This is a genomic window from Parasphingorhabdus sp. (assembly GCF_039982395.1).
Taxonomy (GTDB): Bacteria; Pseudomonadota; Alphaproteobacteria; order Sphingomonadales; family Sphingomonadaceae; genus Parasphingorhabdus.
This window is the reverse complement of record NZ_JBDWYO010000006.1, coordinates 528,587-543,646: the sequence shown is the minus strand read 5'-3', so window position 1 is coordinate 543,646 and position 15,060 is coordinate 528,587. Positions and strand designations below refer to the sequence as shown.

The following is a 15,060-nucleotide window of genomic DNA, read 5'->3' as shown; positions in this document are numbered from 1 at the left end:
GAAATGCGGGTTCTAGAAGACGAGCAGGAAACGCTGAAGGTCGGACGTGAGCTTGCCGCAATGCTGCGTATCGGGGATAAGATAGCTTTAACTGGAACGTTGGGAGCCGGAAAAACGACCCTGGCGCGCGGCATATTGGAGGGACTGGGCTTTGACGAGGAAGTGCCAAGCCCTACTTTTGCAATTGTTCAGCAATATGAACCGCCCGAAACAATCATGCCTATCGCCCATGTCGATTTGTATAGGATTGAAGACCCGGAGGAAATTCAGGAACTCGGCCTTGAGGACACGATCGCCGTCGGTGCAATGATCGTTGAATGGCCAGACAGGTTGCCCGATATTTTCTGGAATGATGCGCTCAAAATTACATTGGAAATAACAGAAGAAGGCAATCGTCGGTTGACTTGGAGCACCGGGGACGCTTGGAAAGATCGATGGCCACAGACATGAAACCGCCAGCAGCAGCGGCAGATTTTTTAAAACAATATGGGTGGGGCGACGCAGAGCTATTGCCGGTTGCAGGAGATGCGTCTTTCCGGCGCTATTTTCGTGCCCAGGATGGCGATCGTCGCGCGATTTTAATGGATGCTCCTCCGCCGCATGAGGATCCCAAACCGTTTATAGCAATTGCCGAATATCTAAAAAAATCGGGATTTTCTGCGCCTGACATATTTGCTCGCGACCTGACCAACGGTTTGGTTCTCATAGAGGATTTTGGTGACCATAGAATGCGGGAACATCTGGATGCGAGTCCGGAGGATGAAGACGCCATCTATCAACAAGTTGTCGATCTGCTCCGGGAATTGCATCGATCACCAGCCGCTTCGCTGCCCGTCTATGATGAAGCGCAATATATGCGCGAAGTGAATCTGCTGACCGAATGGTATTGCCCAGCGCAAGAACTGGATGTTGAAGCCGAGAGTTTTGAAGCGACTTGGCGACAGATTCTACAGCCCGTAATCGCGGCACAAAACCCGCCGGTTACGGTCATGCGCGATTATCATGCCGAGAATATCATGCTGCTTGAAGACGGTCGGCTTGGCTTGCTGGATTTTCAAGATGCTCTGAGCGGCCACCCGGCTTATGATCTCGTGTCTATGCTGCAGGATGCCCGGCGCGATGTGTCCGACGCGCTTGAAGCGAAAATGCTGGCTTATTATCTGGCGGATAGCAGCGCCGCTGCGGCAGAAGAGTTTCGCAGCCATTATGCTATATTGGGCGCGCAGAGAAACACTAAGATCATCGGTATTTTTACGCGTCTTTGTATGCGGGACGGAAAACAGCGATATCTCGATTTCTTGCCCAGAATGTGGGGCTTGCTTGAAAAAGACCTGAGCCACCCCGCGCTTGAACCGATAAGCAAATGGTTTGATCAGAATATTCCTACTGATGTTCGAAATCGGCCAGTGCGGGTATCGGAAGACCGCAAATGACCAAGGTCGATGCGGCGATGATCATGGCGGCCGGTTTGGGGACGCGTATGCGGCCGCTGACGGAATCGCGGCCAAAGCCCCTGGTTGAAGTGGGCGGCAAGGCAATGATTGACCATTGCCTGGAAAAACTGGTCGAAGCGGGAATTCAAAAGGCTGTGGTCAATGTGCATTATCTTGCTGACGCGATGGAAGCGCACCTGGCTGCTTCGGAATATCCGATCGAATTCCAGATATCCGATGAACGCAAACAGCTTATGGAAACCGGCGGAGGATTGGTGCAGGCACAGCCGCTTATCGAGCAGGCAAATTTTTTGTGCATCAACAGCGATAATCTTTGGACCGATGGTCCGACAAACAGTCTCCAACGGCTGGTGCAAGCATGGCATGAGGAGCAGATGGATGCGTTGCTCTTGCTGGTTCCCAAAGACGCGGCACATAATTATCAGGGTGCCGGTGATTTTCATCTTGATGACCAGAACCGCATTTCGCGCAGGCTTCCCGGTCGACAAGCACCGTTGATCTATTCCGGCATTCAACTGATATCTAAACGCCTGTTGCGGGATGCACCCTCTGGTCCATTTTCTACCAATATTTTCTGGGAACGCGCTATTGGCGAAGGCCGTTTATTTGGTCTTATGCACGAAGGGCAATGGTTTGAAGTCGGATCGCCAGGAGCGATAGCGCCGACAGAAGCTGCGTTGGCGAGTGTCTGATCGCCCCCAACCATCAGTCTATAATATCGCCGCACATGGCGGCTTTGCAGATGCGCTTGCACAAGGATTAATCGACCGCTTTGCCAAGGATGCGTTCGGGTTGGCGCGGGGTCTTATCCTCTTACCCAATAATCGTGCGCAAAGAGCGCTGCAGGAAGCCTTTGTCCGGCTCAGCGAAGATGGTCTCTTGCTGCCGCAGATGGCGGTTATTGGAGATCTGGATCTCGATGAAGCGATTGGTGTCGCGCTTGATTCAGGAGATTTGGCGCTTGATATTTCGCCAGCTGTCGATCCCATGGATCGCGTGCTCACGCTGGCGCAACTGATCCAGAATGAAGTCGGACTGCGCAAGGATAGCATCTTGGCCAAGGATGCGTTGCGGCTGGCGCGTGAATTCGCGCGGACGCTGGATCAGTTAAACGTCGAAGAAATTTCGCTTTCTGACCTTCAGAAAACCGAACCGGAGAGTCTGGACCTCTCCAGTCACTGGCAGGATTCCTATCGGTTCTTTCTGATCATAGCGGACAAGTGGCGGCTCAAACTGCAGCAATGGGAGCGCGTTGATCAGGCGGTGCGCCGCAATGCTCTGTTCGATCATATAGCAGGAACTTGGCAAAAGGCGCCGCCCGATCATTTTGTAGTGGCCGCTGGCATCACCACATCCGCTCCGGCTGTTGCCCGATTGTTGGAAACCATTGCTTTCATGCCTTCGGGGCTTGTGGTCTTGCCGGACCTGGATTTGATCATGCCGGATGGGGAATGGGACTTGCTCGGTCCGTTCCAGCCGAACCCAGATACGGGCCATGCTTTGCGGGCCCAGGAAACCCATCCGCAATATCACATGAAATTGCTGCTCGATCGAATGTCGATTGCGCGCGGTGAAATATTGCGCTGGCCCCGCACCGGCGAGAGCGGCGCTGCGGCCCAGCGGAGTCGTGCGCTGAGCAACGCTTTCGCGATTCCCAAGTTGACCGTCCGATGGCAAAATCTCGAAAATAATGAACGCAGTCTCGCGGGCGTGCAAACTGTCGAGGCGCGCAACAGTGCCGAAGAAGCCCAAATTATCGCGCTTCTTGCGCGTGAAGCATTGGAAGATCCGGGGCAAAGAGTGGCTATTGTTACGCCGGACCGGTCACTGGCAACCCGTGTTTCGGCCCATTTGAAGCGATGGGATATTCAGGTCGATGACACGGCCGGACAACCGCTGGCGAAGTTACCGGAAGGTGTCTTCTTTTTGAATTTGCTAACCGCAGTTGCGGACGGATTTCCTCCTGCTGAATTTCTCGCTTTGCTGAAACATCCATTGGTTCAGCGAGGTGAAGGGAGATTGGCTTGGCTTGATAAGGTGCGGAAACTTGATTTGTTATTGCGCGGACCGCGCCCGGCCCCTGGCATCGCTGGAATTGATGCCCTGCTGAAGGCCGAAAATCGTCGAACCAAGAAGTTGCGCGAAGCCATTGCTCCTTGGTGGACATCCACACGCACGATGTTCGAGCCGATGGAGAGCCTCTTCACGGCTAAGCTGAATTGGCCGCACCTGCTCGATCATTTGCGGCAGCTGGCGGAGACATTGACGGATGGCGCAATCTGGTCAGGTCCGGCGGGGCGAGAATTGGCCGAACTGTTGACGAAGTTACAAGTCCGCGCGGAAATGGGCCCGATCCGTATCGCTGCGAATGAACTGGCAGGATATTTTGAGATTCTAATGTCTGAAACCTCAGTGCGACCGGCCTATGGCGGCCACCCCCGGATCGCGCTCTACGGTTTGTTGGAAGCGCGTTTGCAGCAATCTGAACTGGTGATCTGCTGTGGCCTCAACGAGGGCAGTTGGCCGCAAGCGATCACGCCCGACCCTTGGCTTGCGCCCATGATCCGTCGATCGCTTGGCTTGCCTGCCCAAGAACGACAAATAGGTTTGTCCGCCCATGATCTAGTCGGTGCAATGGGTGCCAGGAAAGTCGTTCTGTCCCGTGCCCGGCGGGACGATTCAGGGCCAGCTATTGCGTCGCGCTTCCTGCTTCGTCTGAAGGGCATGTGCGGCGACAATCTAAAGGAACTTCGCGAAGCGCGAGCATGGATGTCCGCCATTGACCGGCCGATAGCAGCTGTTGTGCCATATGTTCGCCCGGCTCCCATGCCGAGCGCTGATCAGCGGCATATCCCTATCTCTGTAACGCAGGTCGATCGGTTGATCGCGGACCCTTATGCATTTTATGCGAACAAAATCATGGGTTTCTCCTCGCTTGATATGATCGATGCCGATCCGAGCGCCGCTTGGCGAGGAACAATCATTCATGACATTCTGGAACAATGGGCGAAACAGGATGATTATAGGCCCGAAGCATTGAAGTTAAGGGCGCAAGCCTTTCTTAATGATCCCAATCTGCACCCGCTGATGCGAAGCCTTTGGGCACCCCGCCTGCTGGAAGGACTCACATGGGTTGCCGATCGATTGGCAACTGATCGTCAATCGGAACGTGAACCGCTTGCGTCGGAAATATATGGGAAGGCTGAAATTGCCGGTGTTCAACTGTCGGGAATTGCGGATCGCATCGACCGGATGCCGGACGGGGGGCTGGCCATTGTCGACTATAAAACCGGTGGTGCCCCAACCAACAAGGCGGTTGTCGAAGGTTATAACCTTCAACTCGGCCTGCTCGCGGCAATTGCGGAAGTCGGCGGGTTCAAGGATATTACGGGTCAGGCGGTTGGTTTTGAATATTGGTCTCTGGCCAAGAAAGGTGGAACGGATAATTTTGGTTATGTCCGTTCCCCAACCCAGGGACGCGGAGACAATCTCGTCGCGGCGGATGCGATGGTTGATCATGCCGTGGCGCGTTTCAATGAAGCCGCTGATCACTATATATTGGGTTCGGAACCCATGACCGCCAAGCTGCATCCTGAATATGCGGTCTATGCAGATTATGATCAATTGATGCGGCTTGAAGAATGGTACGGACGCGCGCCAATGGAAACGGACTGCGATGAGTAGCGACAAACCGAAAATCTTTCCGCTCAAGGATCGGCAGATTGATGCCGTCGAGCCAGAGAGCAATGTCTGGCTAAGCGCTTCGGCGGGTACTGGGAAAACGCAGGTTCTCACGGCACGGGTGTTCCGCCTTCTGCTATCGGAAAATGTAGATCCCGAGCATATCCTTTGCCTGACCTTCACCAAGGCGGGTGCCGCCGAAATGGCGGAAAGGATCAATCGTCAATTGGCGGCTTGGGTTCGGATGGACGATGCCAAGCTGGGCAGTGATCTTGCTGCGATCGGGGCCTCGACCAAGCCAGCGGTAAGAGACCGAGCACGCACGTTATTTGCCCGCGTTCTGGATGCACAGGGCGGTGGCTTGCGGATCATGACCATCCACAGCTTCTGCCAATCCTTGCTCGCGTCTTTCCCCGAAGAGGCTGGCATTGCCTCTTTGTTCAAACCAATCGAGGCGCGTGACCAGAAAATCTTGGCGCGCGAGGCCTTGGGTGATTTGCTGCTCGAAGAAGAACAGTCAGGCCGCAAGTCTATCATTGATGCGATCCAACAGCTCAGCGTCCGCATGGGCGAGGAGGCCACAGAGCTATTTTTAATGGCCTGCGCATCGAAAGCCGATGCCATGGAAAATCTGGCGACCGGGGTTTTGCCCTTTGCCCGTCAATTGCTCGGTCTTCCGATCGATGGCGATGCTGAAACATGGCTGATGGAACGCTGTGAGGATAGCGCGATTGACCGCCGATCCATGGAAGTGATGCGCGATGCGATGGCGGAATTTGGCGGTAAGAAAGAGCGTGAACGCCAGCTGAAAATTCGCTTGTGGTTGACTCTAACGCCTAAAGAGCGAGCCGCTGCACTGTCGGATGTTCACTTGGGCTGGGCGACGAAGACCACCGGTGCACCGCCCGCGGCAACCAAAGGACTGCTAAAGGCCTTGCCGGACTATGATTTCGTGGCTGGTTCCTTGTTTGATTGGAGCAACGGCCTTCTCGAAACCAAGGCATTGTTCGATTATGCCGACTTGTTCGCTGGTGCGCTGGACGCGGGCCGGGCATTCTACCACCGCTATGCAGCCGCGAAAAAACTAAATGGTGTCGTCGATTTTGACGACATGATCCGGATGACGGCTAGCCTGTTGCAGAAAAGCGATATGGCGGCCTGGATCCGGTATAAGCTGGATCAGCGCACGGATCATATTTTGATCGATGAAGCCCAGGATACCAACCTTGCGCAATGGGATATAGTGCGCGCTCTGGCTGGTGAGTTTTTTGCGGGCATCGGGGCTGATCCGGATCGACACCGGACCTTGTTCACCGTGGGTGACTTTAAACAGGCCATATTCGGTTTCCAGGGAACCAGCCCGCACAATTATTCCAACGCCAGAACCGAGTTTTTTGGTTTGGCAGATGCATCGGAGCAACCATTTGGTGACCTGTCGCTGGATCGCAGTTTCCGGTCCACACCGCCGATCTTAAATGTGGTCGACGCTACGCTCGACCAGCTTAGCCATGAACAATTGGGCCTTGATCAACCTATTCCGGAGCATCGGAGCAATTACCTGGATGCGAGCGGTAGCGTGGCGCTCTGGAAGCCGGTTTCTAGCGTTAGCGATGCCGAATCAGAGGATGAGGAATCATGGGCTAGCGAAGAAAAGCGGGCGTTTGCTCAACAATTGGCCCTGCAGATCAAACAATGGCTGTCTCCTGAAAAGCCGCTCTGGCTGGATCGAGAAAACAGGCCGCTGGAACCCAAGGATATTTTGATCTTGGTGAGCAAGCGGGATGAATTGAGTGCGCTCATTGTTGCACGCTTATTTGCTGAAAATGTTCCGGTTGCCGGCATCGATCGCATCCGGTTGAATCAACCTCTGGTCGTGCAGGATCTGCTGGCGGCCATCCGCTTTGTGCTGCAGCCCAATGATGACCTCAATCTTGCTGGCCTGCTGGTATCGCCCTTGCTCGGTTGGACTCAGGAAGATCTGCTGGCCAACGGCTATCGAGGCGGCGAGCATGCGGAGAAGAGCCTCTGGGAATTTTTGCGCGGGCGGAGAGCGCTGGCTGATCAAATCAAACCGCTATTGGAACTGCTTGGCATGGCGGATTTCAATACGCCCTATCAGTTTCTGGAGACGATGCTGTCTGGCCCGATGCAGGGGAGGCGCAAATTGCTCGCTCGTCTCAGCCATGCGGCGGTAGACCCGTTGGATGAACTGTTGGCGACGGCTTTGGCTTTTGAACGGGATCACATCCCGACCTTGCAAGGGTTTTTGGACTGGTTCGATCGGGGCGATGTCGAAATTAAGCGAGAGCAGGTCGAAGGCGGCAATGAAGTGCGCTTGATGACGGTTCATGGTGCCAAAGGACTGCAGGCGCCTTTGGTTATTCTGGCCAATGCCACCTTTGATCCCGCGAGCAAGAAAAGCGGTGGTTTTGCGATAAAACTAGGGGAAGGGTCTCACCTGGAGTTGGAATATCCCGTCGTGCCGGTTCGCAAGTCGGAACGCGTGGGAATATTGGCGGAACATGCGGCTCACGCCGATAAAATCGCGATGGAAGAACATTGGCGGCTGCTTTATGTCGCAATGACCCGGGCAGAAGAACATCTCGTCGTTGCCGGTATATTGGGACCGAAGGCTCGTGGTGAAGTGCCAGAGTTAAGCTGGTTCGGGGCCATTGAACGTGGCCTGATGGCGATGGGTTGTGATTGGCGTGAAGACCCGGACTGGAAAGCGGTTCAGGAATATCGGATTGAGAATAAAAACAAGCCCGCCGCGCCGCCCGCTCGCGCAACGCCCATCGATGGAGATCAAGAACCGGTATCTTCGCCGGATTGGCTGTTCCGGCCCGCACCGGAAGAATCGCGACCACCGCGGCCCTTAACGCCCTCGCATCTCGGTCTGGATGAGGCCAGCAATCCTCCACCCAATTTGACGATGCGCGATGCAGCAGAGCGCGGAATATTGCTGCACAGCCTGTTTCAGCGTTTGCCGGATATTGAACCAGATCGCCGGTCGGACGTTGCCGACAGATGGCTCTCAAAACAAAAACAGATTTGTGATCCCGGCCGTCGAGCTGAAATTATCGAAACGGCCCTGTCAGTGATGGATACACCGCAATGGGCTTCGTTGTTCGCACCGGAGAGCTTGGCCGAGGCCCCCATTGCCGCAGTTGTCGGCGAACATGTTATTTCGGGTACCGTGGATCGGCTGCTGATTACCGATGATCATATCTATGTGGTGGATTTCAAAACCGGTCGTCAGGTGCCGGACAATGCAGAACAAGCTCCGGTAGCCTATTTGCGACAGATGGCAGCCTATGTCGCCGCGCTAGAAAAGATATTCCCGGATCGTCCGAGCCGGGCAGGGCTTCTCTATTCACATGGCCCGAAAATGCTCGAAATTTCAGCGGATCTGGTCGAACGACACAAGCCGGGCTTTGAGCCGGCATGAAAATCCTTTCCGGTACCACGCTTGAGCGCGGGCAGAACCATCCCTAAATGATATTCAAACAAGTGGAGATTCGTTATGGCTACCAAAGCAATTACAGATGCAAGTTTTGAAGGCGATGTCCTCAAAGCAGACGGTCCGGTTCTGGTCGATTTTTGGGCAGAATGGTGTGGCCCGTGTAAGATGATTGGCCCCGCGCTGGAAGAAATCAGCGATGAAATGGGCGCCCAGGTTACGATTGCCAAGCTCAACATTGATGACAGTCCGGATGCGCCGGCAAAATACGGCGTGCGCGGAATTCCTACGATGATCCTGTTCCACAATGGTGAGCCGGTTGAAACGAAAGTTGGCGCAGCGCCAAAAAGCCAGCTTAAATCTTGGTTGGAAGAATCGCTTCCCGCTTAAGGTCTGAAAATATCCCCGAGCCGCTCGGCTGCTTCGTTCCAGAGTTTCGGTGACGAAGCGCCGAGCAACCCCTTTTTTCGGTCGGCCGGCTGATATTCAGAGCCGTCCCAGCGGGCGCATTTGCCGCCAGCTTCATTGAGAAACAAAATACCGGCTGCATGATCCCAAGGCAGCGTTCGTTCGAACACGGATATGTGGTTGGCTCCTAGCGCCAAGCGCGGATATTGTTCGGCGGCGCAACGGGGGATGTCGACAATTTCATAAAAAGATGTCGCGGATTCCAGCAGCATTTTTCTTTGGTCGTCGGTCATAAATCCTGTTGCCAATGCGGCGACTGGTGTCATGGGGTGATCGTCGGGCACAGCTAGTTTCTCGCCATTGATAAATGCGCCGCCATTTTTGACCGCATGGCAGATGCGTGCGGTGAGCGGATCATAGAGCCAGCCTGCGACGGTTTCATTCTGCTCTGCCAAGGCGATGATGATCCCAAAGGGAGACTGTCCGGAAGCATAGTTGCCGGTTCCATCGATAGGGTCAATGATCCAGACTTGACCTTCGGCCAACTGGTCCAGAACGGCCGGGTTCGCAGCCACCGCTTCTTCGCCGACAATTTTGGATGCTGGCAGAAGTGTTCGCAGCGCCTGATCAATAAATTCTTCGCTGAGCTTATCGGCAACCGTGACCAGATCTCCCGGCGTTTTTTCTTCAATCTGTTCCGACTTTAGATTTTGATAATATGGCAGCAGGATTTCCTGCGACGCTTGTTCCAGAATCTCGAGAACCGGCTGATAAAGTGGGTGCAAAAACTTAGCTCCGATAATCGGCGTTGATCGCAATATATCCATGGGTCAAATCGCAGGTCCAGACCGTTGCGTGACCTTTGCCCAGGCCAATATCCACGGCGATGTCGATCTCGCTGCCTTTGAGGTGGGCGGTGACCGGTGTTTCATCATAGTCCGGCACGACAAGTCCATCGCGCGCCACGGTCACTCCGCCAAAACCGATTGCAAGCCTATCCCGGTCTGCTGGTTCTCCTGCCTTGCCAACCGCCATGACCACACGCCCCCAATTGGCATCTTCACCGGCGATAGCGGTTTTGACCAAAGGAGAATTGGCGATCGAGAGGGCAATGCGTTTCGCACTGTCGTTGCTTTCGGCCCCGACTACGGCGATTTCGATGAATTTGCTCGCCCCTTCGCCGTCGCGGACGACCAGATGCGCCATTTGCATGCATAGGTCGCTGAGCGCGGCCTGGAAGGCATCTGCGCCATCATCATCGAACGATGCAAGGGCTGGGGCCGTGTTCTGTCCTGTGGCAAAGGCCAGCACCGTATCGCTGGTCGATGTGTCGCTATCGACGGTGATGCAATTGAAGCTTGGTGCCGTTGCGGCTCTCAGCATTTCTTGCAGAAATCCGGCTTCGACCGTCGCATCGGTGAAGATATAACCCAGCATTGTTGCCATGTCGGGGGCAATCATGCCCGATCCTTTGATAATCCCGTTGAGGTGGACGGTCTGGCCGCCGATGATAGCACTTGCTGTCGCCATCTTCGGAAATGTATCTGTCGTCATGATTGTTGCGGCGGCATCTTCCCAGTTGCAGGGTTCTGCCATGAACGCGCTTTTCAATCCCGCCTCAGCTCTATCTTTCGGCAACGGAACACCGATCACACCGGTGGACGAGACCAATATTTCCTCTTCATGACAGTCCAGATGTTCGCTCGTAAGAGACAATATCCGTTGAACAGCTTCCATACCACGTGCGCCGGTAAAGGCGTTGGCATTGCCGGCATTCACCACCAGTCCGCGCGCATTGCCGTTCTGTAGTGCCTTGCGGCACCATTCGACCTCGGTGGACGGGCATTTGCTTTGCGTCAGCACGCCTGCAACCGATGTGCCCGCAGACAATTCTATGAAGGTTAGATCGCAGCGATCCCATTCCTTATATTGAGCGCGGGCTATGCGGCAGGTAACGCCCGCAATATCGGGTAAAGTGGGAGATTGTGCTGGGGCCAGAGGCGAAAGATTGTCCGACACTTAACTTGCCTTTATACATTGTTTTGTTAGAACGCGCTGATATTGACGGGTGCCTTGTCCATGAACGCATATATTGCAAGTTTTATGTTGCTGCTATTCAACGCTGTCGGCTTGGCCGTGCCTGCGTCCGCAGCGGCAGAAGAACGCATAATACCCGAATTGGGCAGCTCCGCAAATCTATCAGAAGCTGCGATTGGGGATCAATCCGCTGTGGTCGATCCCGCGATATCGTCATTCTCGGATCATCAGCCTGGCGACATGGCAGAAAGCCTGCTTTCCGCGCCTTTCGCTGCGGATCAGGCAAGCCGCCAAGAACAAATCTGGGCTGTTGTTTCGACCCGGTCTGAATCTGGCGACAAGCTGGAACATGAAGAAGGCGCGCCTTAGCGCCATTCTGTGGCTTGCCGATATTGAACGGCAAGAAATATTCCCTAAATTCATCCCACTACCGGCTTTTACTGGCCGCAAATATCTACAAATTGGAAAATGTCATGTTCGGCGGTTTAGCCAAATCTCTCTTCGGGTCAGCCAATGACCGTTACGTAAAGTCGATGCAAAAAGTGGTCGATGCGGTCAACGCATTCGAACCGGAAATCGAGCCGCTTTCTGATGAAGAACTCGCTGCGAAAACGCCGTCTTTCAGAGAGCGTCTCGCCAATGGGGAAACGCTCGACGACATCATGCCGGAAGCCTTTGCGGTTGTTCGGGAAGCGGCCAAGCGGACATTGGGGCAGCGACATTATGATGTGCAGTTGATCGGCGGCATCGTGCTTCACCGCGGAGAAATCGCGGAGATGCGAACCGGTGAAGGTAAAACGCTGGTGGCGACACTCGCTTGTTACCTGAACGCGATAGAAGGCAAGGGCGTTCATGTTGTAACCGTCAATGACTATCTCGCCAGCCGCGATGCGGAATGGATGAGCCAGGTTTATAATTTCCTTGGCTTGAAGGTCGGGGTGATCATTCCGAACCTTGGTGAAGAAAATCGTCGGGCGGCTTATGCAGCGGACATCACCTACGGCACCAATAATGAATTTGGTTTCGACTATTTGCGCGACAATATGAAGCATGAACGCGCCCAGATGGTTCAGAAACCGTTTAACTTCGCGATCGTCGACGAGGTGGACTCCATCCTGATCGATGAAGCGCGAACACCCCTGATTATCTCGGGTCCAACCGATGATAAATCGGATCTATATTTGTCGGTCAACGCCGTGGTCCAGGATATTACCGAAGAAGATTATGAGAAAGACGAGAAATCGAGAAATATTTCCCTGACCGAAGAAGGCACGGAAAAAGCAGAACGCCTTCTCGAAAAAGCCGGTCTTTTGGTTGGGGACAATCTCTACGACTTTGAAAACACCCAGGTGGTTCACCACTTGAATCAGGCGTTGATGGCCAATGTCATGCGCAAGCGCGATACCGACTATATTGTTAAGGACGGCAAGGTCATCATCATCGACGAGTTTACCGGTCGGATGATGGAAGGGCGCCGCTGGTCCAATGGCCTGCATCAAGCGGTCGAAGCCAAAGAAGGGGTGCAGATCGAACCCGAGAACCAGACGATGGCGTCGATTACGTTCCAGAATTTTTTCCGCATGTACCCGAAGCTGTCGGGCATGACCGGAACAGCCGAGACCGAAGCGGCTGAATTTTTCGAAATTTACAAGATGAATGTCGTTACCATACCGACCAACAAGCCGGTGCAGCGCATTGATGAGAATGACGAGTTTTACAAGAACACGCTGGATAAATTTGCTGCCATCGCAAAGACCGTCAAGGAGCATAGCGAAAAGGGACAGCCGGTTCTGGTTGGCACCGTTTCGATTGAGAAATCCGAGCTGCTTTCTGACTTCCTCAACAAGGAGGAGGTTGCCCACAATGTTCTGAATGCCCGTTTCCACGAACAGGAAGCGCAAATTGTGGCCCAGGCCGGCTCTCCAGGGGCGGTGACCATCGCAACCAATATGGCTGGTCGCGGCACCGATATTCAATTGGGTGGCAATATCGATTTTCGGATCGAACAAGAACTTGGTGAATTGGAAGACGGTTCCGAGAAAGACAAAGCGGTTGCCAAAATTGAAGAAGAAGTGCGGGCGCTGCGCGAGCAGGTAAGAGACGCCGGCGGCCTATTTGTTCTTGGCACCGAACGGCATGAGAGCCGCCGGATCGATAACCAGTTGCGCGGTCGCTCCGGTCGTCAGGGAGATCCGGGACTTAGTCGATTCTATCTTTGCCTTGAAGATGACCTGTTGCGCATCTTTGGGACCGAGACAATGTTCGCCAAAATGATGAACAAAAACCTCGAGGACGGGGAAGCCATCGGTGGCAAATGGTTGTCCAAAGCCATTGAAACAGCACAGAAAAAAGTTGAAGCGCGTAACTATGAGGCGCGTAAGCAGGTTGTCGAATATGATGATGTGATGAACGACCAGCGCAAGGTGATCTACGAGCAGCGTTCCGAGATCATGGATGCTGAAACCGTTGGCGACGTCGTTGAAGACATGCGCCACGAAACGGTCAATGCGATGGTTGCGGATGCCTGCCCTCCGGGGAGCTATCCGGAGCAATGGGATGTTGAAGGCCTGAAAACCCGCGTCGAATCCGTGCTCAATCTCAAGCCCGATATCGACGGATGGATGCAAGAGGAAGCGCTTGAACCGGAAATTATCGAAACGCGTATTTCTGAAATGGCCGATGCCGATTTCGAAGCCAAAGTGACTCAGGTAGAAGGCGATCAGCCTGGCGTTTGGGCGCAGATTGAAAAATCTATTCTGCTCGAACTTCTCGATCATCACTGGAAAGAGCATCTGGCGACGCTGGATGCGTTGCGTCAGGTTGTGTTCCTGCGGGCCTATGCTCAAAAGAAACCGCTCGACGAATATAAGCAGGAGGCTTTCGGTCTGTTCGAGCGCATGCTTGAAATCATCCGCGAAGGCGTGACCAAGACCATTGCCGTCAGCCAGTTCCATCGACAGGATGAAGTCGAAGTTCCCGAATTGCCAGAACTGCCGGATTTCCTGACCACACATATCGATCCGCTCACCGGCGAGGATAACAGCAATGATATCGATGGCGGCACAATGGGCACGGTTTCTTCTTCCTTGCCACCGCGGCAATCCGGACAGCTGGACAACCCGCAAGATGGTTTTGATGGCAGTAAAATAAGCCGCAATGCACCATGTCCTTGCGGATCGGGACGCAAGTATAAGCATTGCCACGGCAAGTTTTGATCTGATTATGATGCAGCCAGGCGGGAATTGAGATGGATTTCGCAATTCTTGGCCTGGCCATAGTCTTCGCGTTGGCCGCGGCCTTATATGCCAGCGTCGGATTTGGGGGCGGCTCTACCTATATCGCCTTGTTGGCCCTGTCAGCGCTCGATTACCGGGCGCTGCCGATCATTGCGCTGCTCTGCAATATCATTGTCGTATCCGGTGGAACCCTCCGGTTTCAGTCGCGGGGGCTGATCGACTGGCGTAGAATTTTACCGATCCTGCTGCTCTCCGTACCCGCCGCATGGTTAGGCGGGCGCTTGGTCGTGGCGGAGGGGAGCTTCATGATCCTGCTCGGTCTGTCGCTGGCCGCCGCCGCTATCCTGTTGATGATAGAGCCCTTCATCAAGCGGGCAGGGGATATTACCGGCAACGGTCGATGGACCGGTCACCGCTTGTTTGCCCCTGTCACTGGCACCGCAATCGGCTTTCTGTCTGGCATTGTCGGCATTGGCGGGGGCATATTCCTTGCACCGATCCTGCTGCTAACGCGCTGGGCCGATAGCCGGCGCATCGCAGCAACGGCAAGCCTGTTCATCTTGGTAAACTCGATCGCTGGTCTCGGCGGACAATTAGCGAAATCGGGTCTGAATATTGGAACTGAAGCGGTGATTGCCTATTGGCCTCTATTCCTCGCCGTCCTGCTCGGTGGCCAAATTGGCAGCTATCTGGCGAGCAAAGCCTTGCCAGAGATCTGGATCAGGCGACTGACAGCCGTGTTGATATTATATGTCGCGATACGCCTATTGTGGGTTTAATCTCG

General features: G+C 54.3%; 11 protein-coding genes. 9 read left to right on the top strand and 2 right to left on the bottom strand.

Annotated elements, in window-relative coordinates:
• The first annotated feature begins 3 nt into the window (after nt 1–3).
• From tsaE to trxA, 6 genes are all read left to right on the top strand, one after another.
• Nucleotides 4–450, top strand: coding sequence for a tRNA (adenosine(37)-N6)-threonylcarbamoyltransferase complex ATPase subunit type 1 TsaE (gene tsaE / locus ABJV08_RS12795; protein ID WP_348037765.1), 447 nt, complete (start codon nt 4–6; stop codon nt 448–450).
• The gene (locus ABJV08_RS12790) at nt 447–1,433 is read left to right on the top strand and encodes a phosphotransferase (protein ID WP_348038210.1); all 987 of its coding nucleotides are present in this window, start codon (nt 447–449) and stop codon (nt 1,431–1,433) included. The genes tsaE and ABJV08_RS12790 overlap by 4 nt, the downstream gene beginning before the upstream one ends.
• On the top strand, nt 1,430–2,146 hold the full coding sequence (locus ABJV08_RS12785; RefSeq protein ID WP_348037767.1) for a nucleotidyltransferase family protein: 717 nt from the start codon (nt 1,430–1,432) through the stop codon (nt 2,144–2,146). Before ABJV08_RS12790 ends, ABJV08_RS12785 begins: the two co-directional genes overlap by 4 nt.
• Nucleotides 2,139–5,138, top strand: a complete 3,000-nt coding sequence (gene addB / locus ABJV08_RS12780) for a double-strand break repair protein AddB (protein ID WP_348037769.1) — start codon at nt 2,139–2,141, stop codon at nt 5,136–5,138. Before ABJV08_RS12785 ends, addB begins: the two co-directional genes overlap by 8 nt.
• Complete coding sequence (addA, locus tag ABJV08_RS12775; protein WP_348037771.1) at nt 5,131–8,583, top strand: double-strand break repair helicase AddA; 3,453 nt, start codon at nt 5,131–5,133, stop codon at nt 8,581–8,583. Before addB ends, addA begins: the two co-directional genes overlap by 8 nt.
• 75 nt (nt 8,584–8,658) lie before the next feature.
• The gene (gene trxA / locus ABJV08_RS12770) at nt 8,659–8,985 is read left to right on the top strand and encodes a thioredoxin TrxA (RefSeq protein ID WP_348037773.1); all 327 of its coding nucleotides are present in this window, start codon (nt 8,659–8,661) and stop codon (nt 8,983–8,985) included.
• On the opposite strand, the gene ABJV08_RS12765 is transcribed toward trxA, so the two are convergent.
• A complete protein-coding gene (locus ABJV08_RS12765) occupies nt 8,982–9,788 on the bottom strand; it encodes an inositol monophosphatase (RefSeq protein WP_348037775.1) in 807 nt (268 codons plus the stop codon). The genes trxA and ABJV08_RS12765 overlap by 4 nt on opposite strands.
• 4 nt (nt 9,789–9,792) lie before the next feature.
• The gene (gene argJ, locus ABJV08_RS12760) at nt 9,793–11,022 is read right to left on the bottom strand and encodes a bifunctional glutamate N-acetyltransferase/amino-acid acetyltransferase ArgJ (protein ID WP_348037777.1); all 1,230 of its coding nucleotides are present in this window, start codon (nt 11,020–11,022) and stop codon (nt 9,793–9,795) included.
• Nucleotides 11,023–11,082: 60 nt separating this feature from the next.
• Between argJ and ABJV08_RS12755 the strand changes: the two genes are divergently transcribed.
• The 3 genes from ABJV08_RS12755 to ABJV08_RS12745 all read left to right on the top strand — a co-directional run bounded on the left by ABJV08_RS12755 (nt 11,083) and on the right by ABJV08_RS12745 (nt 15,055).
• Nucleotides 11,083–11,409, top strand: coding sequence for a hypothetical protein (locus tag ABJV08_RS12755; protein ID WP_348037779.1), 327 nt, complete (start codon nt 11,083–11,085; stop codon nt 11,407–11,409).
• Nucleotides 11,410–11,513: 104 nt separating this feature from the next.
• Complete coding sequence (gene secA / locus ABJV08_RS12750; RefSeq protein ID WP_348037781.1) at nt 11,514–14,255, top strand: preprotein translocase subunit SecA; 2,742 nt, start codon at nt 11,514–11,516, stop codon at nt 14,253–14,255.
• 32 nt (nt 14,256–14,287) lie between these two features.
• Nucleotides 14,288–15,055 (top strand): sulfite exporter TauE/SafE family protein, encoded by a 768-nt coding sequence (locus ABJV08_RS12745; protein WP_348037783.1) that lies wholly within the window; start codon nt 14,288–14,290, stop codon nt 15,053–15,055.
• Nucleotides 15,056–15,060: the final 5 nt, after the last annotated feature.